Source organism: Devosia limi DSM 17137 (genome assembly GCF_900128975.1).
GTDB classification, from domain to species: Bacteria; Pseudomonadota; Alphaproteobacteria; order Rhizobiales; family Devosiaceae; genus Devosia; species Devosia limi.
Window position 1 is genome coordinate 269917 of record NZ_FQVC01000002.1, and the last position, 21278, is coordinate 291194.

Genomic DNA, 21278 nt, shown 5'->3' on the forward strand with positions numbered 1-21278 from the left:
AGCCCCAATGCGCGAAGATGTGCAAAAGTTTGCTCAGCTTCCGCCGTGGATGGCTCGTCTGCCCAGCAAAACCAGGTCTGAGAGCGTATTGAGGTTGGCGAACGAATTCTGTGGCTGACTGGCAGTCCAATCCACGGGTTTGCCATCGAGCTCGGCGAGCAGCGCCTTGAGGCTTTTGGGGCCGTGACCCTCGATGGCGCGTTTTGGCAGGTTTTGCAGGGCTTCCAGCCGCCAAGCCGCATTGGTGGGGTAAAAGGAATCACCCCACACCGCATAGGCCGCGCTCGAATCATTCAGGGCGTCGCACATGGTTCGGGTGAATGATTCTGGCAGGAAGGGCGTATCGACGGCCACGGAAACCAGCTGGCCCGAACGTATGCCCTGCCGTTCCAGCCAATCCACGGCGGCTATCAGCCCGGCGAGGGGATTGCCGATATCGGTGTGCAGGTCCGGCACGGAGATACGGCCGGGCGAGGATGACGCCGCGAATGCTGTGCCGGTCGAAACAATCAGCGGCTGTTCAACGTCACCAAGCGCGGTTGCGACTCGGTCGATGAGCCGTTGCCCGCCAATTCGAATCGCCGCCTTGCGAATGCCGCCCAATCGCTCGCCTGCGCCCCCGGCCAGAACGACGGCCCAGGGACGCGCGCTCATTTGGCTGATGCGGGCACGGCATTGCCCAGCCTGAGCACGATCAGCAGCCCGATCCCGGCCACCAGCCCCCAGAATGGCGCACCGACGCCAAGAATGGTGATTCCCGACGCGGTGGTGACAAAGGTCAGGATGGCGGGCAGACGGGTTTCCTCTTGGGCGAGGGCGCCCGTCAGTGCCGCGGCGAGGCTCGACAGCAGGGCCAAGCCCGCGACCGCCTGGATCAGCAGCGGCGGCGAGGCGGCGATGAAGGCGGCGGCAAGGCTCGCGCCGGGTGCCAGCAGCAAATAGACCACACCGGCCGAAACCGGGGCGGGCCAGCGCTTGGCCGGATCGGGATGGGCCTCGGGGCCAGCACAGATCGCGGCGGTGATGGCGGCCAGGTTGGAGGTATGGCCGCCGAAGAAGGCGGAGATGGCGCTCGAGACGCCGGTCATCAGGAAGAGCGGGGCGGGCTTCAGCGTGAAGCCGTTGGCCTGCATCACCGCGAGGCCGGGCAGGTTCTGCGACGCCATGGTGACAATAAAGAGCGGCAGGCCGATGCGGACGATGGCATCCATGGTGAACACCGGCATGACCGGCACCAGCGTTGGCCAGGTGCCATCCAGCGCGCCGGGCGGAAGGTCCGTGGTGAGCGTCAGCACGATCCCCGTTGCCACCACGGCGATTGGCACGGCATAGCGCCGCGCGAATCGCAGGCCGATGCCCCAGGCGAGCAGGATCGGCAGCGCCAGCAGCGGCATTTCGGCGACAGCGGTGATCGGCGCCAGGCAAAGGGTCAGCAACATGCCAGCCAGCATGGCATTGGCAATGGGGGCCGGGATGGCGGCGATCAGGCGCGCAAACGGCTTGATCAGGCCGGCCAGAAAAATCAGCGCCGCAGCCACGAGAAAGGCTCCAGCGACGGCCGGATAGCCGCCAATCGGTTCGCCGACAGTCAGCAGGAACGCCACGCCCGGCGTCGACCAGGCAAAGCTGACCGGCACCTTGCTGCGGAAGCTGACGACGACATTGAGGATGCCGATGGCAATGCAGACAGAGAACAGGCCGGAACCCGCCTGCTGTGGCGACGCGCCCGCGGCGGTCAGTGCCGCCAGCACCAGCGTAAAGGTGCTGGCATAACCCACGACTGCGGCCAGTGCCCCCGCCATGATCGGCTGCACCATATCGCGCCGCATCATTGTCTCACGCTCGCCAGCCAATTCCGTCACGGCTCATTCCTGTTCTCTCGGCGCCAACCGAATTTGCGCCGGAACACGACCGACGCAACATTGGTAGCGCAAGACAGGATGGTTTGGGAATATTGGAGGAGCGCGCTGAGTCCGCTGCCGGCCGGGCTCGCGCGGCTGGATATTCTGCGAACAATTTCAGGAAAATTGGAGGCCACGTCCGGAATTGAACCGGAGTACGCGGATTTGCAATCCGCTGCGTCACCACTCCGCCACGTGGCCTCACGCCCGCTTTCTCTTGGGTTTGCCGTTCCCTGTCAAGACAGAGTTGCACACACCTGCGCTGCGTGTGTGAAAAACAGGTGGGTCGGCCATGGGAATGCGGCTCCGATTCAGCGGTTTCCCAGGCCGCGCGTGGATCGGGTTTCCGGGTGGCGAGGGGGGGGGCGGCAATTACTTTGGGCTGCGCGGCAAGTTTCAAGCCTCCCGCCTGGATAGCGGATGCCGCGCCGCCAACAAAAAGCCCCGCTGGTTGGCGGGGCAAGTTGGTCAGGAAAGGGCGGGGCGAACGCTGAGTTGCCTCCGCGCTCAAGCCCCTGTAGCGCCGTCGTTTCCGGCAGACGCTACTATGACCATCATGGCCATATCGCCGGGGAAGGCCAGGCGCCTTTGGTCGCACCTAGTCCGGCGATCCGCGTTCAAGGTCATGGGTTTGCGGTGCCCGGCCTTTCTCACCCTCATGCGTTCCGAACATATGTTCGGGCATGCGCTTTGGCGATGTGTAGCTTGCCATGCACCATGGGCAACGAACGGCGGCGCGGGGCCGGGGTCCTGCACATGACAGACAGAGCCTTGGGGCGGGCATTATGAACCTCCTTGGCTTCGCTCCGTGCCGGAGGAAGCGCGAACTGACATTGATACGATTGAGGGGTGGCCCTCACCGGCCAAGATGGCGAGCAGTGTGGGGAATTCAAGGCGGACAAGGGCTTTGGCGGCCTTTCGTCACAACCAGGGGTTAAGGATTTGTTGGTAAACCGAGTCGGCCGGTCGGGGTGTTGTCCCGGTGTTTTTGTCCAGGTCGATGCGCGGTGCCCTTGCACCCCGCTGGTGGCGAGGATATTCACAGCCGGCATATTGAATGGTCAGGGGCACCGCAGATGATCGATTTTGAACGGGCACGCAAGGCGATGGTGGAAAGCCAGCTGCGCACCAGCAACGTCAGCGATCGTCGCGTTCTGGTGGCCATGGGCAGTGTGCCGCGCGAGCTTTTCGTCCCGGAAGCCCGCCGCGCCGTTGCTTATATCGACGATATTCAGCCGATTGGCGCACCCGGTTCGCGCCGGTTCATTGCCGCGCCTGCCGTGTTCGGCAAGCTGTTGCAGCTGGCAGAGATTGGCGCTGGGGATAGTGTTCTCGATATCGGTGCGGGGAGCGGGTACTCGACAGCGGTGCTGGCGAAGCTGGCCGCCTCGGTTGTCGGCGTGGAAGAAGATGCCGGGCTGGTTGCCGCTGCGAATGCCAACCTGGCCGGACTGGGGCTCGGCAATGCACGTGTCATGCAGGGCTCGCTGAGCAAGCCGGGCAAGGGCGCCTATGATGTGGTCATCGTCGAGGGTGCGCTTGACGAGGCGCCGACTGCAGCTTTTGGCCAGCTCAAAGAAGGTGGTCGCTTGGTGGTGCTGATCCGGCAGGGCGCAACGGCAGTGGCCCATCTTTACGTCAAGAGCGGCAAGGGCGTCGCGGCCCGTGCCGATTTCAACGCCGTACTGCCGGCGCTGGAGACTGCGCGCCGCGAGGAAGAGTTTGTGTTTTGAGGGGGTGACCCTTGTGTTGCCCCACAATCACGACCGACCCTGAATCGTCGCCCTGGGTTAAATGAGATTGGCTATATCCGTTGTGCTTCCCATCTGGTGCACGGTAAAGTGAGCGGACTGGAGAGTCGGACAATGTATCCAATGCGAATTCTGATTGCTGGTGCGATGGCTGTCACCTTGGGTGCATTGCCAAGCGCCGCTCGGGCGGAGACGCTGACGCAGGCCCTCGCCAGTGCCTACCAGAACAACCCCAATATCGCTTCCGCCCTGCTGAGCGTGAAATCGGCAGCTGAGGATATTGCGCTTCGCCAGGCTGGCAAATTGCCGACCATCGGTGCAGCGGTCGACGGCACATTCAACTGGGCCGCGACCAATAGTGGCTTCACCACTTCCGACAGCCTGACCGGTGGCCTCAGCTATCGTCAGACCCTGTTCGACAATTTCAGGACCGATGCCGAGATCGAGCAGGCGCGCGCGCTGGCCGATCTGAGCGCACAGGCCTTCCGCAATGCCGAGCAGAACGTGCTGCTCTCCGTCGCCGACGCCTATATGAGCGTGATCCGCGACAGCGAACTGGTGACGCTGCGCGCCAACAACATCAAGTTTTTTGAAGCCCAGTTGCAGTCCGCCAAGGATCGCCTGGAAGTTGGCGAAGGCACCAAGATCGATGTGTCCCAGGCCCAGGCGCGCCTGGCGCAGGGCGTCGCATCGCACCGCTCGGCGATTGCCAGCCTGCAGACCAGCCAGGCCAGCTATCAGCGCTGGGTCGGCCACAAGCCGCAGAATCTGTCGTCCAATGTCGGCTTTTCCAACATGGTTCCCGGTAGCATCGACGCTGCCATTGCCAGTGCCGAGGAACGTCATCCGGCAATCATGAGCGCCAAGGCGGCTATTCGCTCGTCACAGGCCGGCACCGATGCGGCCGAGGCCGCTTTCGGTCCCACGCTCGATCTTATCGGCTCGCTCTGCGCCATCGGCTGCAATGCGGGCGGCGTCAGCATCAATGCTTCTGGTTCGGTCCGGCTGTCGCTGTCGATCCCGATCTATGCCGGTGGCGCACTTGGGGCCAGTGTCCGCAAGGCCAATCTCGGCCAGATCAAGAGCGAAGTCGACGCGATGTCGGCCTATGATCAGGTCCGCGAAGCCACCATCACCTCCTGGGCGACGCTGCAGAATGCCAGCGCCCAGATCGTTTCTGCCCAGGCCGCCGTGTCGTCCGTCCAGCTGGTGCTGGAAGGCGTCATCCAGGAACGCGATCTTGGTCAGCGCACCACGCTCGACGTTCTGAATTCGCAGGCTGAACTGACCTCGGCGCGCGAAGCCCTGATCAGTGCCAATACCAGCCGCGTTGTAGCGCTGTTCTCGCTCATTGCCGCGACCGGCCGTCTCTCGGCTGCCGATCTCAATCTCCCGGTGACGATCAAGTCCGCGGACGCCTATACCGCGCGGGTTGAGGACACCTGGCAGGAACTGCGGACCGTCAAGGAATAATCGCAGTTTCGCACTTATCGCAGTCCACACTTGGTGGCCGGGCAATCGCCCGGCCACAAGTTTTAGTGGAAGACGCCATACTTGTCCTCGGTGGCGATTCCCAGTTGGGGTAGCGACGGTTAAGGTGGCAGTAACGAATCAGCTGGTCGCGTATGGCGGATGACCGGAGCTGATGTCGCTGCGCACGAGTAAGAGGCACCGATGAACAAGCCGGCCCCAAAAGAACCGTCGATGGATGAAATTCTGTCGTCCATTCGTCAGATCATTGCAGACGACGATGCAGCTGGGGTGCCACGCCGGCCGTCGATCCAGGCCGCGCCCGCGCCGATGCAGGCCGCTCCAGCCGCTCCGATGTCGATTGGCAATGCGGCTATCGATCGCGATCTCAGCGATATGCTGGAAGATATCGAGCCGCTGACGCTGTCGCCCTCCCAGATTGTCGAAGAAGACGATGTCGCCCCTGCGGCAGGCCTCAGCTTCGATTCGATCCTGGCGGATACCGAGAATGGCGATGACGAGCCGATGATGGCGACGCCGCGCTTGGTCGAGCCGGAAGATATCGCCTTTGATGTCGAGGAATTCAGCCCAGCTGCAGCCGAGCCGGAACCAGAACCGGAAAAAGAACCGGAGCCGGAACCGGAACCCGTATTCAATCCACCGCCGGCATTCGAGCCATCGCCGCGTCCAAGCGCTTCGGTTGCCCAGGCCGCGCCGATGCCCGATCCCTCGCTCAGCGCCGAATATACCGAGCGGCTGCTGGAGCCGGCGACCAATGCTGCGGTCCGCAGTTCGTTCTCCAAGCTCAACAATATGAGCCTGGGCAATGGCGGGGCGACCATCGAGTCGCTGTTGCGCGACATGCTGCGTCCGATGCTCAAGGAATGGCTGGACGAAAACCTGCCATCCGTCGTCGAGCGCATGGTCGAGAAGGAAATCGTCCGTATTTCGCGCGGCGATTAATCGATCCCCGTAGCAAGCTTGTTGCGCGCCGCTGTTGACCCTGCGGCGCGCATTTGCTTGAAGTCTGCCCAATCCTGTTTTCCGGCCCGCCCTCGGTTCCGATCCCGGACCCCTGGCGGGCTGTTGCTGTTGCGAGTGTCGTCATGATCGAAAAGACCTACGAGCCGGGCGCCGTCGAAGGCCGCATCTTCGCCGATTGGCTGCAAGCCAATGCATTTGCTGCCGGGGCCGGGGCCAAGCCCGGCGCCGAGCCGTTCACCATCGTCATCCCGCCGCCCAATGTGACGGGCTCGCTGCATGTCGGCCACGCGCTGAACAACACGATCCAGGACATTCTGGTGCGCTTCAATCGCATGCTCAAGAAGGACGTGCTCTGGCAGCCGGGCATGGACCATGCCGGCATCGCCACCCAGATGATCGTCGAGCGCCAGCTGATGGAACGCCAGCAGCCGAGCCGCCGCGACATGGGGCGCGAAAAGTTCCTGGAGCGCGTCTGGGAGTGGAAGGGCGAAAGCGGCGGCGCCATCATGAACCAGCTCAAGCGCCTCGGCGCTTCGGCCGATTTCAGCCGCGAGCGTTTCACCATGGGCGAAAATGGCGCGCCGGACGACCAGATGGTCCGTGCCGTCACCAAGGTGTTTGTCGAGCTGCATAATCGCGGCCTGATCTATCGCGCCAAGCGCCTGGTCAACTGGCATCCGGGCCTGGAAACCGCAATCTCCGACCTCGAAGTCGAGAATATCGAGATCAAGGGCCATATGTGGCACCTGCGCTATCCGCTGGCCGATGGCGTCACCTACCAGTTCCCGATTGCCCATGACGAAGAGGGCAAGCCCACCGAATACGAGACTCGCGACTACATCATCGTCGCCACCACCCGTCCCGAGACCATGCTGGGCGACTCGGGCGTCGCCGTGCATCCTGATGACGAGCGCTATGCCGCGCTGGTCGGCAAGTTCATCGACCTGCCGCTGGTGGGCCGGCGCATTCCGATCGTGGCCGATGAATATGCCGATCCGGCGCTCGGCACCGGCGCGGTCAAGATCACACCGGCACATGATTTCAATGACTTCGAGGTCGGTGTTCGCAACAATCTTGAGCAGATCAACATCTTCACCACGCGCGGCGCCATCGTCGATGACGCGCCGGCGGCGTATCGCGGCCTCGACCGCTTCGTGGCGCGCAAGCAGATCGTCGCCGACCTGACGGCGCTGGCCGAAGACAACCCGACCCGTGGCCTCGATCATATCGAGGACAAGAAGATCATGGTGCCCCATGACGAAAAGTCCAAGCTCGTCGTCATCGAGCCGTTCCTGACCGACCAGTGGTGGGTGAAGGCCGATGTGCTGGCGCAGCCGGCGCTGGCGGCGGTCCGCGAGGGCCGCACCAGGTTCGTGCCGCAGCAATACGAAAACACCTATTTCGCCTGGCTGGAAAACATCAAGCCATGGTGCATTTCGCGCCAGCTCTGGTGGGGTCATCAGATCCCGGCTTGGTATGGTCCGGACAATCACGCCTTCGTCGCCTATGACGAAGCCGAAGCGCAGGCAAAGGCTGATGCCCATTATGGCCAGCCGACCGCGATCAAGCGCGACGATGACGTGCTCGATACCTGGTTCTCCTCGGCGCTTTGGCCGTTCTCGACCCTGGGTTGGCCCGATGAAACCGCCGAGCTCAAGCGCTACTATCCAACCAGCGTTCTGGTCACCGGCTTCGACATCATCTTCTTCTGGGTTGCCAGGATGATGATGATGGGTCTGGAGTTTCTGGAAGAAGAACCGTTCCACACGGTCTACATGCATGCGCTGGTCCGCGACGAAAAGGGCCAGAAGATGAGCAAGACCAAGGGGAACGTGATCGATCCCCTGGACCTCATCGACCAGTATGGCGCCGACGCGACCCGGTTCACCCTGGCAGCCATGGCCGCGCAGGGCCGCGATATCCGTTTGTCGGTCAACCGCGTCGAGGGCTATCGCAACTTCGTCACCAAGATCTGGAACGCAGCGCGCTTCCTCGAAATGAACGAATGCCTCCGCGTCGAGGGCTATGACCCCCGCGCCAATACGCTGCCGCTCAATCGCTGGATCGTCGGCGCCACCGCGCGCGGTGCGGCCGCCGTCACCAAGGGCATCGAGGACTACAAGTTCAACGAAGCCGCCAATGCCGCCTATGACTTCGTCTGGGGCACGTTCTGTGACTGGTATGTCGAGTTCGCCAAGCCGGTGTTCATGGGCGACAACGAGGCTGCCAAGGCCGAGACTCGCGCCACTGCCGCCTGGGCGCTCGACCAGATCCTCAAGATCCTGCACCCGTTCATGCCCTTCATCACCGAAGAGCTGTGGGCGGAAACCGGCAAGTCCGGCCCGGCGCGCGAAAGCCTGCTGATCCTGACCGAATGGCCGGATCTCGCGGGCCTCGAAGACCCGGCGGCCGATGCCGAGCTGTCCTGGCTGATCGACGTGATCTCCAATGTCCGCTCGGTCCGCGCCGAGATGAACGTGCCGGCCAGCGCCAAGCTGCCGCTGGTCGTGGTTGGCGCAGGGGAGGGGACCCTTGGTCGCCTCGTCGCCGGCACCTCGCTGATTACCCGTCTGGCACGGCTTGAGGAGATCACCCCGCAAGCCAATGTTCCCGGCGGTTCGGCACAGTTCGTGGTCGGCGAAGCAACCTGGGCACTGCCCCTGGCTGACTTCATCGATATCCCGACCGAAAAGGCGCGTCTCGAGAAGGAAATCTCCAAGCTCGACGGCGAGGTCAGCCAGATCGACAAGAAGCTCGGCAATGAGCAGTTTGTCGCCAAGGCCCCGGAAGAAGTGATCGAAGAGCAGAAGGCGCGTCGTCAAGCCGCCGTGGATCGGCGCGATCGTATCGCCGAAGCGCTCAAGCGCCTGAGCTGAAAGCTATAGACGAGCCTTCCTCCCCCGGGGAGGGAGGCGTCTGCGCCGACTTATGCTCTCCGGCAACCGCGACCGGCGACGCGCACGGGCTCCAGCGGGCAATTCCCAAGACCATGTGCGAGGCACTGCCGCTGCCGCCCCCGGGGCTCGCGGTCGAGACTGGCTGAGTAGGCCGGTCGGCTCCGGGGCCAAAAGGCCGTAAAACCCCCGTCTGAGCATCGAAACCGCCCGGCGCAACGCCAGTCTGTGACGATTTCGCAACAGGCCCGCTGAATCGATTTCGGCCACGCTTCCATCAACGTTTTGTCGATGTTTCCCGCCACAATCTGACCCTAAACCGGGCGGAGAGAGGCGAGGGGCGGAACTGGGTTTGTCGGGCAGGGATTGCCGATGACCTCAGGACAGCTCCCCGGGAGAATGCCGGCGGCCGCGTGCGGCGTCGACGGGAGTGGGGAACTATGCGTGCGACATTCAAGCTCTTCGTGGTGCAGGACTGCACCACCAGACCGGATACGCACTCCCGCACTTGTTTGTGATGCTGTTTTGCTGAAATGCGGTCACAAACAGAGTTTACCGAATTCTTAACGTTCGCTTTCCCTGCCGGATTGGTTGGGGAAGAATGGACCGGGATTTTCAGCGGCCGCAGTGAGTTGCGGCGGTCGCGAGTGGTTCGCCAAAGCGCGGACAAAAGGAGTGTTATGCGGACTGTTAGGGAAAGATCCCTGATCTCCGTTGCGGCGGTGGTCGTTCTCGCCCTGGCGATGGCAGGTGTGCCGGCCCGGGCGCAGACGGCCGCGGATGCGGCGCTGGATATGGCCAACCTGCTCGATGGGGCGGGGGGCGGCGTCTCCAGCGATGACCTGCTCGCAGCTCTGGAAGATGCGGCCGATGCGGGCCAGCCGATGGCCATGTGGCAGCTCGGCACGATGTATGAGAATGGCGAAGGCGTTGCCAAGGACCCGGTAAAGGCTTTCGGCTATTTCTCCCAGATTGCCAATCAGCACGCCGATGCGGCGCCCAAGGGCGTCGAGTCCGACATTGTCGCCCAATCCTTCGTCAAGGTCGGCGATTACTTTCGCGACGGTCTCCCCGATGCTGGGATCAAGGCTGACTCGGATCGCTCGCACGCCCTCCTTTTGCATGCAGCTACCTATTTTGGGGACGCCGATGCGCAATATCGCGTGGGCATGCTCTATCTGGAGGAAAACGAGCTGGGCGTGAACCCGCTGCAAAGCGCGCGCTGGTTTTCGCTGGCCGCGCGCAAGGGGCATGGGCCGGCGCAGGCGAAGCTGGGCGAATTGCTGTTCAAGGGCCTGGAGGGCGTCGAGCCGCAGCCCGTGGAGGGCCTGATGTGGCTGACTATTTCTCGCCAACGGGTCTCCGGTACGGGCGATGAAGGCTGGGTCACCGATATGCTGAACCATGCGCTATCGGCCGCATCGCCGGCGCAGCGCTCGGAAGCCACGACCCTGGCCCAGACAGTCGGGGCCCAGTTCGGCAGGTTCTAGCTGGCTGTCCGGATGTTCAGAAGCTGAACTGGCCTTCGACGGGCACGTGATCGCTTGGCTTGTCCCAGCTGCGGACATCCTTGTGGATGGTGACGCCATCCAGTCGGTCCGCAGCCTGTGGCGACAGCATCAGGTGATCGATGCGAATACCGGCATTGCGCCGCCAGGCGCCGGCCTGGAAATCCCAGAACGTATAGGCCGGGCCATCCGTGGTGGCGCGCAGCGCGTCGGTCAGGCCGAGATTGGCGAGGGTGCGGAAGCGCTCGAGGCTTTCCGGTCGATAGAGCGCATCGCCCCACCAGGCGTCGGGGTCGTGTGCGTCGATGGGCGCTGGAATCAGGTTGAAGTCACCCAGCAGGATGAAGGGTTCTTCGAGCGCCAGGCGGCCCTCGACGAATTCGGTCAGCCGCTCCATCCACTTGAGCTTATAGGGGAATTTCTCGCTATCGACCGGATTACCGTTGGGCAGGTAGATATTGCAGACCCGGATGGCGCCGGTTTCGACCGAGAACACGGCCTCGATCAGCCGCGCCTGTTCGTCGCTTTCGTCGCCGGGCAGGCCACGCGTCACCTCGTCGAACGGCAACAGCGATAGAATCGCCACGCCATTCCAGCTCTTCTGGCCATGGGTTTCCACATTGTAGCCCAATGCCTCGATCTCCATCCGAGGGAAGCCCTCGTCGACGGTCTTGATCTCCTGCAGCACCACGATGTCGGGCTTTTCTTCCTCGAGCCAGCGCAGCAGCACTTCGAGTCGGGCCTTGATGCCGTTGATGTTCCAGGTGGCGATGCGCATGCTGTGGTCTCCAGTCCCGCGCAAGCTAACGGCCAATGGCTGGTGCGGCAACCACTGGCGCGGAAACCGGCATCGATGGTGGCGCGGATTTCCATCGATAACTGGCCGTCGCAGCCTTCAAGGCCGGTGGTGGGGGCCCCCGTTCTTCCATGGCGGGCCCACCTTTCACCGGGGCATTCCCGCGCAGGCGGGAATCCATTCTTGAATGGGAGCCGTGGAGGGACGAATGGATTCCCGCCTGCGCGGGAATGACTCCGCGGGCGGACTGGGCGCACTAGGACGAAACGCTAATTCCGATGGGCACCAACAGCGCCCCCAAAAAAATCCTAAACCGCGAAGCTCGTGCCGCACCCGCAGGATGCAACGGCGTTCGGGTTCTTGATCTGGAAGGCCTGGCCGATGAGATCGTCGACGAAGTCGATTTCGGCGCCGCCCATGAATTCCAGGCTCATGGAATCGATCAGCACGATGGCGTCGCCCTTCGACAAAACGATGTCGTCGCTGGCCGGCTTTTCCTGTACGAGGTTGTATTCATACTGGAATCCGGAACAACCGCCGCCGGCGACCGAAATTCGCAACACCGTGCCTTCGGGTTCCTTCGAGAGGATCCGTGAAACGCGTTTGGCGGCCCGATCCGTCAGGACGACTTCGGGAGTGGCTGTTGCAGCTTGGTTCATCGCGGTATCCATGCCGTTTGGTAATGTCATAACGGTCAGGCTAAAATAGTAACTCCCGCACGGGATGGGAAGGGCTTTGTTTTCACCAATGAGCGATACGGCGCCTTACGCCAGTAAACCCGAGCAGTCGTGCGGCCGCCTCCATGGCGCCGGCCCCAGCCCAACGCGGTCCGAATATCAGCGCGACCGCGACCGGATCATCCATTCGACCGCCTTCCGTCGTCTGCAGCACAAGACGCAGGTGTTCCTGCATCATGAGGGCAAGCATTTCCGCAATCGCCTGACCCATACGCTCGAAGTCAGCCAGATGGCGCGCTCCATCGCCCGGGCCCTGCGCCTCAACGAGGACCTGGCCGAGGCCGTGGCGCTGTCGCATGACCTTGGCCATACCCCGTTCGGGCATGCCGGCGAGCGGGTGCTGCATGAAAAGATGCTGGCCCTTGGCGGCTTCGATCACAACGTGCAGGCCATGCGTGTGGTCACCCGCCTGGAAAACCGCTATGCCGAGCATGACGGGCTGAACCTGACCTGGGAGACGCTGGAGGGCATCCTCAAGCATAATGGCCCGCTGACCCATGCCGATGGCACTCCCTTTGGGCGCTATGCCCGTGAGGGGCTGCCGGCGGGTATCGACGACATTCCCGCCAGCGCCGATCTGGGGATCTCTACCTATGCTTCGCTCGAAGCCCAGGCGGCCGCGATCGCCGATGACATCGCCTACAATGCCCACGATATCGATGATGCCCTGCGCGCCGGGCTGATTGTGCTCGAAGACATGATCGATGTGCCGCTGGCCGGGCCGATCGTCGCCGAAGTGCTGGGGCTTTATCCCGATGTTGCGCCCAAGCGGCAGGCCCATGAGGTGCAGCGCCGCCTGATCACCCGCTCCATCGAGGATGTCATTGCCACCAGCGCGGCGCAGATTGCCGGGAGCGGCGTCGCTAGTGCCGCGGACGTGCGCCATGCCGGGCGGACGCTGGTGTCGTTCTCGCCGGAAACGGCCGCAGCGGAGCAGGGGCTCAAGCGTTTCCTGTTCGAGCGAGTCTATCGTCATGAGTCGGTGATGGGTCCGGTTCGCCAGAGCGAAGCGGTGGTTGGATCGCTGTTCGATCACTACATGCAGGCCCGTGACTTGCCGGGCCGCTGGGGTGTCGCAGCGGCCGATGCCCCCACGCCGCAAGCCCTGGCGCGGGTGGTCGCCGACTTCATTGCCGGGATGACTGATCCCTATGCGCTGGATGAGTATGGCCGGCTGTTTGACGCTCGACCCGATTTCCGTTAACCCGGCTGCACACTTGCAGTTAGGTTTGTCATGGACGTCTTCGCCCTTTTCTCCGCGCGTGTTTCCAATGCGCTTCAGGTTCTCTACCCCGAAGTAGGGCCAGACCTGCTGGCTCGCATCGTCGTGGAACCGCCGCGAGATGCTGCTCATGGCGATCTCAGCACCAATGCCGCGATGATCGTGGCCAAGCCGCTGGGCAAGAATCCGCGCGAGGTTGCTGGCGCACTGGTCGAGCACTTTCAGGCCGACCACGACGTGACCTCGGTCGAGGTTGCCGGCCCCGGCTTCATCAATTTCCGTCTCGCCGATCCGATCTGGCATCAGGTGCTGCGTTCCATCGGGCAGCAGGGCGAAAGCTATGGTCGCTCCAATCTGGGGCAGGGCGCGCCGGTCAATATCGAATATGTGTCGGCCAATCCGACCGGCCCGATGCATGTCGGCCATACCCGTGGCGCCGTGTTCGGCGACACGCTGGCCTCGCTCATGGCGTTTTCGGGCTACGATGTGACCCGCGAATACTACATCAACGACGCCGGCAGCCAGATCAACACCCTGGCCCGCTCGACACTGCTGCGCTACCGCCAGGCGCTGGGCGAGATCGTCGAAATTCCGTCGGGCTTCTATCCCGGCGATTATCTGGTGCCGGTGGGGCAGGGGCTGAAGGAAGAGTTCGGCACGGGCCTGCTCGAAATGCCCGAGGCGGAAGCCCTGGCTATCGTCAAGGAGCGCGTGCTCGTGGCGATGATGGAACTGATCAAGGCCGATCTGGCCAAGCTCGGCATCCATCACGATGTGTTCTTCTCCGAGCGGCAGCTGCATGGCCCCGATGGCGACATTGCCCGCACACTGGCCTGGCTGCGCGAGCAGGGCATGATCTATGAGGGCCGGCTGGAGCCGCCAAAGGGCAAGACCCCCGAGGATTGGGAAGACCGCGAGCAGACCCTGTTCCGCGCGACCGATTATGGCGACGACACCGACCGGGCGCTGATCAAGTCGGATGGCTCATATACCTATTTCGCCGCTGACATCGCCTATCATCGCAACAAGTTCCTGCGTGGCTTCAAGCACATGATCAACGTGCTGGGCGCCGACCACTCCGGCTATGTGAAGCGTCTGCAGGCCGCCACCAAGGCCGTATCGCTCAACGCGGCCGACATGGACGTGCGGATCTGCCAGCTGGTGCGGCTGATGAAGAACGGCGAGCCGTTCAAGATGTCCAAGCGCTCCGGTGATTTGGTGACTTTGGCTGACGTGGTGGATGAAGTTGGTGTCGACGCCACGCGCTTCATGCTGCTGTTCCGGCGCAATGATGCGGCGATGGACTTCGATTTCGCACTGGTCAAGGAGCAGACACGGGATAATCCGGTGTTCTACGTCCAGTACGCTCATGCCCGCGCCTATTCGATTTTCCGCAATGCCGAGAAGGAATTCCCGGGCCTCGATTTCTCGCCGGCTGCATTGGCAAGCGCTGACATCGAGCGCATCGTCAGCGCGGCGGAGCTGGACCTGGTTCGCGTTCTGGCCGCCTGGCCACGGACTGTTGCTGCCGCCGCGGTGGCGCATGAGCCGCACCGGATTGCCTTCTATGTCCATGACCTGGCAGCGGCCTTCCACGGCTTCTGGGCCAAGGGCAAGGATGATCCTCAGTTACGTTTTGTTAACGCTGAGGATCCAACACTCACGCTGGCCCGACTCGCCCTCGTCGATGCCGTGCGCCAGGTCATTGTAAATGGTCTGGCAATATTGGGCGTCTCGGCGCCCGAGGAGCTTTCATAATTCGGGCGCAATAGTGTGATGACTGGCGAAAAACGGCCTGAACAAGGCGCCGCATCCAGCAACCAGAGGGCGCTGCTTTAATGACGACAGCGAAACCGCAGCATATGGCAGGACAAGGCGACTCGTCTGACGATTTGATTGCAGAACTTGCCAAGCTGATGGCCCAGGACGCTCAGACCGAGCGTCCAGAGCCCGCGCCACGGCCCCAGCCGCCGGCAGCCGCACCACCACCTGCGCCCACGCCCACGCCTGCTGCGCCCCAGCCATTCTCCCTGCGTATTCCCGGTGCTGCCGAAGCGCCTGCCGCGCCGGTTACGCCGCCTGCGCCTCGGGTCGATCCGGGTCGTCCCAGCGAGCCGGCTGCAACCGCGCCGCGCCAGGAGCCTGGATTCGCGCCGGTCGCCAGCCGTCCGGTGGCGCCCCAGTCGTCGGCGCCGGCAACGCCTTCCGGCGCCGATGCCGTTGAACCGTTCAGTTTCGACTTCGATCTGGGCAAGCGTTCCCAGCCCCAGCCCCAGCCCCAGCCCCAGCCCCAGCCCCAGCCCCAGCCCCAGCCCCAGCCCCAGCCCCAGCCCCAGCCGGCTGCTCCGGAGTTGCGCCAGTCAGCGCCTGTGCAGGCCGCGACCCCGGCTGCGCCCCAGCCGGCGCCGGTTGCCCCGCGTCCCGCCTCGGTCGCGCCATCGCCGGTCGATCTGGACGAGCACGATACCATTGCCGATCTGATTGCTGCAGAGCTCTCGAGCGATACCCTGGCGCCCGCCGTACCGGCGCAGTCCGCTCCCCCGGCTGATACTGCCGCGCCCCGGCCTGTCCTGGATACGCCATCGCAGCCGCCGCGTGCCGAAGAGCGCGCTCGCGATGCTGAGCCGGTTGCCCAGCGCGGCCAGCCTGAAAGCGACAGCTTCAAGATCCCGCCCGTCTTCGGACTGGGGTCGCGGGTCACCCCCGTAGCGCCAGCGCCGAGCCCGTCTGCGCCCGCGCATCCCGCGTCGCGCATCGAGCCACCGGCTGTCGCGATGGGCACGCCCTCGCTAGCGATGGGCACGTCCTCGCCAGCGATGGGCACGCCCTCGCCAGCGATGGGCACGCCCTCGCCAGCGATGGGCACGCCCTCGCCGGCGATGGGCACGCCGCGTTCCGCCCCTATCGTGCCACCCGCCGAGCCATCTCCGGCGCCATCGGCTGACGACTCGGTTGGTCTGGATCCGATCGATGAGATCGAAAGCCTGATCGGGCGCGCGGTGCGCGTCGATCTGGACAGCCAGCATCCGGCCTCGTCACCAGCGCCCGCCGCGCCGGTGGCCAGCCCGGCCTTGCGCAGCCTTGCCACGCCCACTATTCCGGTGCCCAGCCAGCCTGCGGCGCCATCGCGCGGCTATTCGGGCGCCGATGAGGCCATTCTTGCCGCTGCCGCCGCGACCGGCGCCCAGATTGGCTGGGTTGAGCCGCCAGAAGAACTTTCCAGCCTGGCCGAGCCCGAGCCGCGCCGCAGTCGCGCGCCGCGTGCGGGGCGGTTCTCGCGTGCCTTGGTCGGGCCGTTCATTGCCGTTGCGCTATTGCTGGTCGCAGGCCTCGGGCTCTACTGGGTCTTGGGACTTGGTGGCGAGCCGGGCCCGGTGCCGCTGCTGACCGCCGATGCCGATCCGGTCAAGGAAACCCCTGCGGTCGACTCGACAACCTCACCGCAGCAATCGGTGGTGTTCAACGAAATCGACGGCGTGGTTCCTGGGGCCGAAGAGCAAATCGTTTCCCGGGATCAGGCGGATCTCAACGAGGTCACGCAGGTCGCCACGCCAGACCTGAGCGAAGAGGGCCTGGCCAACCGCAAGGTGCGCACGGTGACCGTTCGCCCGGATGGCACGATTGTCAGCGGTGACGAGAGCGTGGCCGGTTCTGCGATCCTGCCCGTCGATCGTCCGAATGTGCCAGCAGTGCCCGGCGCGGCAGCGCCCGATCTGGTCGCTGCTACCGCACCGGCTGCCACGCCGGCGGAAGCGCTGCCGGAAACGCCGGTTGCCGTTACTCCAGAGCCCGTCGCCGTGCCTCCGGTCTCGCCCGGCTCCACGGTTCCGGCCGTCGATGGCAATGGCACGCCGATCCCGGGCAAGACTGCCACGATCCCACTCAACCGCCCGGCAACGTTCCGTAACCCGGTGGCTTCGGCGCCCGCGCCGGTCAATGCTGTCGTCGGCGCACCTGCAGCGCCTGCTCCGGCCCCTGGCACTGCGGCTCCGGCCTATGTGCAGCTGTCCTCGCAGCCGACAGAAGCGGCTGCCGTGCAGAGCGCCAATGAGATCGTGCGCCGTTTCGGTTCGCTGTTTGGTGGGGCGAGCCTGGAAGTGCAGCAGACCGAAGTTGCCGGCGTCGGCACCCGCTTTCGCGTTCGGGTTCCCGCAGCGTCAACCCAGTCTGCCAACCAGATCTGCGCCTCGGTCAAATCCAATGGCGGCGACTGCTTCGTCACCAACTGAATTGAATTGGGGGTAGGGCCCGCCTTGCCCCCAATCCGCTTGACGCCCAAGGGTCTAGCGGCCAAGCATGACGCAGAGTTTCCAGCGTTGCGGCCCATAATGTCATGACAGGCGATCAGACCAATTGGTTCGATACACCCGTTGCGCCAGCAGCGGACGATGTCATGTATGTCGATGTCGACGGCTATGAAGGTCCGCTCGATCTGCTGCTTGATCTGGCGCGCCGCCAGAAGGTCGATCTGGCTGCCATTTCGGTGCTGGCGCTGGCCGAGCAATATCTCAAATTCATCGAGACCGTGCGCGAGAAGCGCATCGAGGTTGCCGCCGATTATCTGGTGATGGCAGCCTGGCTGGCCTATCTCAAGAGCCGGCTGATGGTGCCGCAGGCGGCCAGCGACGACGAGCCGTCCGGCGAGATGCTGGCGGCGATGCTGCAATTCCGGCTCAAGCGCCTCGAGGCCATGCGCAAGGCTGCCAGCCAGCTGATGAACCTGCCGCGCCTGGGCTTCCAGGTCTATGCGCGGGGCATGCCCGAGCCCATCGAGATTGCCCGCAAGAGCATCTGGGAGGCTTCGCTGTATGATGTGCTCAAGGCCTATTCGGGCCAGCGCGAGCGTGGTGCGACCACCGAGTATTCGCCACATGTGCGCACCGTCTGGTCGCTCCAGGAGGCGCGCGAAATCCTGCAGCGCCTGATTGGCGACAGCTTTGACTGGGTGCCGATGGATACCTATCTGGCCCAATATCTACTCAGCCCCGCCGAGCGCGCCACGGTGCGCGCATCCTCGTTCGCCTCCAGCCTCGAATTGGTGCGTCTGGGCCAGATCGACCTGCGCCAGACCGAGGCCTTCGGGCCGCTGTTCATGCGCCGCCACAAGGGTGACGCCCAGTGACTGACGACGCCATGGATCGCAGCGAGATTGCCGAACGCAATCTGCGCATTCTCGAAGCGCTGCTGTTTGCTTCCTCGGAGCCGCTGGCCGCCGACGAAATGGCGGTCTATCTGGGCGAGGGGGCCAAGGCCGGTGCCCTGCTGGTCGAGTTGCAGAAGCGCTATGCCAGTCGCGGCGTCAATCTCGTTCGGCGCGGCGATAAATGGGCCTTCCGCACCGCCGAAGACCTCGGTTTCCTGCTGCGCCGCGAAAGCCACGAAACCCGGCCGCTGTCGCGCGCTGCGCTCGAAACCCTCTCGATCATCGCCTATCACCAGCCGGCCACCCGGGCCGAGATTGAAGAAGTGCGCGGCGTCGCCACCGGCAAGGGCACGCTCGATATCCTGCTCGAAGTCGGCTGGGTGCGTATGCGTGGCCGCCGCCGCACGCCGGGCCGGCCGGTGACTTATGGCACGACCGACGCGTTTCTCGATCATTTCGGGCTTGAGAGCCTCGGCGATCTGCCCGGTCTCGATGAATTGAAGGGCTCGGGCCTGTTGTCCAATCGCTTGCCGCCCTCGATGCAGATACCACTACCCTTCGATGGTGCGCTGCGCGATGACGAGGATCCGCTGGATCCCGGCGATCTCGATGGCGCCGATGAGACGGAGCATGAACCCGGCCAATGACCATGACCGAATCCAAAGGCGAGTTGCAGGGCTGGGGTGCCCGCGGCACCTCCGGCGTCAGCTTTGCCGCGACGCTGCAGTTCGATGCGGTCGATGTGCGCCTGGGTGGCCGTGTCGTGCTCGACAGGTTCGATTTGACGCTGCAGCGCGGCGAAATTGTCTGTCTCCTGGGCGAATCGGGGTCCGGCAAGTCGACGGCGCTGCGCGTCGCCGCCGGCATTCAACCGGTGCATGGGGGCAGCCTGCGCATCAATAACGAGATCGTCTCCGCGCCCGGCCTGCTGGTGCCGCCTGATCGGCGTGGCATCGGCCTGATGTTCCAGGACTTCGCGCTGTTCCCGCATCTGACGGTGCTGCAGAACGTGCTGTTCGGCCTGCGCAGTCTTGGCCGCAGCGCTGCCCTGCCACAGGCCCGGGCCGCGCTGTTGCGCGTTGGACTGGCGGATCGCGAGGCGGATTATCCGCACATGCTCTCGGGTGGCCAGCAGCAGCGTCTGGCCCTGGCGCGCAGCGTTGCCCCGCGACCGGGCCTGTTGCTGCTGGACGAGCCGTTTTCAAGCCTTGATGCGCGGTTGCGCGAAACGGTGCGGGCCGAGACCCTGGCCGTGCTGCGCGAAACCCATGCCACCAGCCTGATCGTCACCCATGATCCCGAGGAGGCCATGGTGCTGGGCGATCGCGTGGCGCTGCTGCGCAAGGGCCGCATCGCCCAGATCGGCACTGCTGCCGATATCTATCGCAGCCCGGTCGATCTGGCCGCGGCGCGCTTCTTCTCGCCGCTCAGCGAGATCGAAGCCGTCGTTTCCGATGGCCACGCCGCAACGCCATTGGGGCCGGTGGCGACACCCGGCTTTGCGGATGGCGCGGCAGTCACGGTGGCCATCCGACCGGCGGGCGGCGCCGAGATCTCGGGGCAGGGCCCGGGCATTGCCGGACGCATTGTGGGAAAGCGCGATGCCATCGGTGTCGACATCTGCGAGGTCAAAGTGGCCGGTATTGATAACCCGGTCGGTGTGCGCCAGCCGTCCAATGCAAGTCTTGCTCTGGGGCAGGATGTCTTCGTTCGGCTCAACCGGGAACACGTTCTTGTGTTTGGGCGCGATTAAACCTATTTCTGAACCTATCTTTCGCGTGTAACGCGTTCGTAAAACTTGAAGGGGAATCCAAAATGCACGCGCCAGGAATTTGGGGAATACTCGTCGTCGCCGTTGTCGTGATCCTGTTGTTCGGTCGCGGCAAGATTTCAGGCATGATGGGCGAAGTTGCCTCCGGCATCAAAGCCTTCCAGAAGGGCATGAAGGATGACGACAAGCCTGTGGAGCGCGTCACCACCACGGCCGATATCGATGCCCGTGAAGTCGACAAGAGCAAGGACGCCTGAGGCGGACTGCCAGAGGGCGGCCGGTTTCCGGCCGCACCGTCGGAATATAGGATAGAATCATATGCTCGGCTTGGGCTGGACAGAGATGCTGGTCATCGGCATTGCCGCTTTGATCTTCGTCGGACCAAAAGACCTTCCGGTCGTCATGAGCCGGGCTGGCAAGATTATCGGCCAGATCCGGCGCATGGGAAACGAGTTCCAGCGTGAGATCAACAAGACGACCGGTCTTGATGAAGTGCGCAATCTGCGGAACTCGATCACCGCTCCGCTCAAGAAAACCACGGATGAAATCCGCAAGGAATTCAATGCCATGACCCCGACCGGCGTGCAGCCGAGCGGCGTCATCAAGCCGGCGGATCCCAAGGCGGAGAGCGTTGTCGACGAGATTCGCGCCGCCGCCGGCATGCCAGCGGTCAGCCCGCCCGCGGTTCCCAGGACCAATGACGAGATTGCCGCCGAAGCCGGGTTCAAGCCCAGCGCCAAACCTGTTGCCGCGGCCAAGCCGGCTGCAGTCAGGAAGGCTCCGGTAAAGGCAAATCCGGCGCCGACCCGGCCGGTGATCACCACGGATCTCAAGCCAGTTGCTCCCGAGCCAATGGCCGAGGCGCCAGCCAAAGCTGCTGTCGCCAAGAAGCCGACCGCTAGGAAGCCGGCCGCCAGGAAGCCGGCCGCTGCTGCCAAGCCTGCGGCAGAAGCCAAGCCAGCGGCTGCGAAAAAGCCGGCGGCCAAGAAGGCTCCTGCCGCGGCCAAGCCTGCCGCCAGCGCGGCTGAAAAGCCTGCCAGGAAGGCCCCCGCGGCCAGCGCGCCCGTCACCGCCGATGCTGCGAAAGCCGAGGACGAATAG

Annotated in this window: 17 protein-coding genes and 1 tRNA gene; 13 read left to right on the forward strand and 5 right to left on the reverse strand. The window is 64.0% G+C overall.

The genetic code is table 11. From position 1 onward, the window contains the following. Window positions 1-33 precede the first annotated feature (33 nt). The 3 genes from mobA to BUA69_RS04710 form a co-directional block, all read right to left on the reverse strand. A complete protein-coding gene (mobA, locus tag BUA69_RS04700; RefSeq protein ID WP_046135846.1) occupies window positions 34-654 on the reverse strand; it encodes a molybdenum cofactor guanylyltransferase in 621 nt (206 codons plus the stop codon). Next, window positions 651-1862, reverse strand: a complete 1212-nt coding sequence (locus BUA69_RS04705; RefSeq protein ID WP_244468782.1) for a benzoate/H(+) symporter BenE family transporter — start codon at window positions 1860-1862, stop codon at window positions 651-653. The genes mobA and BUA69_RS04705 overlap by 4 nt, the downstream gene beginning before the upstream one ends. A 166-nt stretch (window positions 1863-2028) precedes the next feature. After that, window positions 2029-2102 (reverse strand) — tRNA-Cys (locus tag BUA69_RS04710). An 875-nt stretch (window positions 2103-2977) separates the two neighbouring features. Here BUA69_RS04710 and BUA69_RS04715 point away from each other — a divergent pair. From BUA69_RS04715 to BUA69_RS04735, 5 genes are all read left to right on the forward strand, one after another. After that, complete coding sequence (locus BUA69_RS04715) at window positions 2978-3634, forward strand: protein-L-isoaspartate O-methyltransferase family protein (RefSeq protein WP_046135844.1); 657 nt, start codon at window positions 2978-2980, stop codon at window positions 3632-3634. Between the two features lie 141 nt (window positions 3635-3775). Then, complete coding sequence (locus tag BUA69_RS04720) at window positions 3776-5125, forward strand: TolC family outer membrane protein (protein WP_160300137.1); 1350 nt, start codon at window positions 3776-3778, stop codon at window positions 5123-5125. Window positions 5126-5326: 201 nt separating this feature from the next. Then, window positions 5327-6085 (forward strand): PopZ family protein, encoded by a 759-nt coding sequence (locus tag BUA69_RS04725; protein WP_072866468.1) that lies wholly within the window; start codon window positions 5327-5329, stop codon window positions 6083-6085. A gap of 143 nt (window positions 6086-6228) precedes the next feature. Next, window positions 6229-8982 carry a valine--tRNA ligase gene (locus BUA69_RS04730; protein WP_046135842.1) on the forward strand — a complete coding sequence of 918 codons (2754 nt, stop codon included), beginning with the start codon at window positions 6229-6231 and terminating at the stop codon, window positions 8980-8982. Between the two features lie 698 nt (window positions 8983-9680). Further along, on the forward strand, window positions 9681-10490 hold the full coding sequence (locus BUA69_RS04735; RefSeq protein WP_046135841.1) for a tetratricopeptide repeat protein: 810 nt from the start codon (window positions 9681-9683) through the stop codon (window positions 10488-10490). 16 nt (window positions 10491-10506) lie between these two features. On the opposite strand, the gene xth is transcribed toward BUA69_RS04735, so the two are convergent. Then, window positions 10507-11286, reverse strand: coding sequence for an exodeoxyribonuclease III (xth, locus tag BUA69_RS04740; RefSeq protein WP_046135840.1), 780 nt, complete (start codon window positions 11284-11286; stop codon window positions 10507-10509). 326 nt (window positions 11287-11612) lie between these two features. Further along, a complete protein-coding gene (locus tag BUA69_RS04745) occupies window positions 11613-11963 on the reverse strand; it encodes a HesB/IscA family protein (RefSeq protein ID WP_046135839.1) in 351 nt (116 codons plus the stop codon). An 88-nt stretch (window positions 11964-12051) separates the two neighbouring features. On the opposite strand from BUA69_RS04745, the gene BUA69_RS04750 reads away from it, so the two are divergent. From BUA69_RS04750 to tatB, 8 genes are all read left to right on the forward strand, one after another. Further along, the gene (locus BUA69_RS04750) at window positions 12052-13245 is read left to right on the forward strand and encodes a deoxyguanosinetriphosphate triphosphohydrolase (protein ID WP_046135838.1); all 1194 of its coding nucleotides are present in this window, start codon (window positions 12052-12054) and stop codon (window positions 13243-13245) included. A 30-nt stretch (window positions 13246-13275) separates the two neighbouring features. Beyond that, entirely contained in the window at window positions 13276-15021 is a 1746-nt protein-coding gene (gene argS / locus BUA69_RS04755; RefSeq protein WP_046135837.1) for an arginine--tRNA ligase, read from the forward strand. Window positions 15022-15101: 80 nt separating this feature from the next. Next, complete coding sequence (locus BUA69_RS04760; protein ID WP_143154419.1) at window positions 15102-17492, forward strand: SPOR domain-containing protein; 2391 nt, start codon at window positions 15102-15104, stop codon at window positions 17490-17492. A 104-nt stretch (window positions 17493-17596) separates the two neighbouring features. Beyond that, window positions 17597-18385, forward strand: a complete 789-nt coding sequence (locus BUA69_RS04765; RefSeq protein ID WP_046135835.1) for a segregation and condensation protein A — start codon at window positions 17597-17599, stop codon at window positions 18383-18385. Then, the gene (gene scpB, locus BUA69_RS04770) at window positions 18382-19053 is read left to right on the forward strand and encodes an SMC-Scp complex subunit ScpB (RefSeq protein WP_244468781.1); all 672 of its coding nucleotides are present in this window, start codon (window positions 18382-18384) and stop codon (window positions 19051-19053) included. The genes BUA69_RS04765 and scpB overlap by 4 nt, the downstream gene beginning before the upstream one ends. After that, window positions 19050-20159, forward strand: a complete 1110-nt coding sequence (locus BUA69_RS04775) for an ABC transporter ATP-binding protein (RefSeq protein WP_046135833.1) — start codon at window positions 19050-19052, stop codon at window positions 20157-20159. Before scpB ends, BUA69_RS04775 begins: the two co-directional genes overlap by 4 nt. A gap of 62 nt (window positions 20160-20221) precedes the next feature. After that, window positions 20222-20434 (forward strand): twin-arginine translocase TatA/TatE family subunit, encoded by a 213-nt coding sequence (gene tatA, locus BUA69_RS04780; protein WP_046135832.1) that lies wholly within the window; start codon window positions 20222-20224, stop codon window positions 20432-20434. 61 nt (window positions 20435-20495) lie between these two features. Further along, entirely contained in the window at window positions 20496-21278 is a 783-nt protein-coding gene (gene tatB / locus BUA69_RS04785; RefSeq protein WP_052950623.1) for a Sec-independent protein translocase protein TatB, read from the forward strand.

What these genes read in the sequence shown, in the direction of transcription:
- mobA (WP_046135846.1), bottom strand. Translation starts at nt 654, where the DNA reads ATGAGCGCGCGTCCCTGGGCCGTCGTTCTGGCCGGGGGCGCAGGCGAG.
- BUA69_RS04715 (WP_046135844.1), top strand. Translation starts at nt 2,978, where the DNA reads ATGATCGATTTTGAACGGGCACGCAAGGCGATGGTGGAAAGCCAGCTG.
- BUA69_RS04720 (WP_160300137.1), top strand. Translation starts at nt 3,776, where the DNA reads ATGCGAATTCTGATTGCTGGTGCGATGGCTGTCACCTTGGGTGCATTG.
- BUA69_RS04725 (WP_072866468.1), top strand. Translation starts at nt 5,327, where the DNA reads ATGAACAAGCCGGCCCCAAAAGAACCGTCGATGGATGAAATTCTGTCG.
- BUA69_RS04730 (WP_046135842.1), top strand. Translation starts at nt 6,229, where the DNA reads ATGATCGAAAAGACCTACGAGCCGGGCGCCGTCGAAGGCCGCATCTTC.
- BUA69_RS04735 (WP_046135841.1), top strand. Translation starts at nt 9,681, where the DNA reads ATGCGGACTGTTAGGGAAAGATCCCTGATCTCCGTTGCGGCGGTGGTC.
- xth (WP_046135840.1), bottom strand. Translation starts at nt 11,286, where the DNA reads ATGCGCATCGCCACCTGGAACATCAACGGCATCAAGGCCCGACTCGAA.
- BUA69_RS04745 (WP_046135839.1), bottom strand. Translation starts at nt 11,963, where the DNA reads ATGAACCAAGCTGCAACAGCCACTCCCGAAGTCGTCCTGACGGATCGG.
- BUA69_RS04750 (WP_046135838.1), top strand. Translation starts at nt 12,052, where the DNA reads ATGAGCGATACGGCGCCTTACGCCAGTAAACCCGAGCAGTCGTGCGGC.
- argS (WP_046135837.1), top strand. Translation starts at nt 13,276, where the DNA reads ATGGACGTCTTCGCCCTTTTCTCCGCGCGTGTTTCCAATGCGCTTCAG.
- BUA69_RS04760 (WP_143154419.1), top strand. Translation starts at nt 15,102, where the DNA reads ATGACGACAGCGAAACCGCAGCATATGGCAGGACAAGGCGACTCGTCT.
- BUA69_RS04765 (WP_046135835.1), top strand. Translation starts at nt 17,597, where the DNA reads ATGACAGGCGATCAGACCAATTGGTTCGATACACCCGTTGCGCCAGCA.
- BUA69_RS04775 (WP_046135833.1), top strand. Translation starts at nt 19,050, where the DNA reads ATGACCATGACCGAATCCAAAGGCGAGTTGCAGGGCTGGGGTGCCCGC.
- tatA (WP_046135832.1), top strand. Translation starts at nt 20,222, where the DNA reads ATGCACGCGCCAGGAATTTGGGGAATACTCGTCGTCGCCGTTGTCGTG.
- tatB (WP_052950623.1), top strand. Translation starts at nt 20,496, where the DNA reads ATGCTCGGCTTGGGCTGGACAGAGATGCTGGTCATCGGCATTGCCGCT.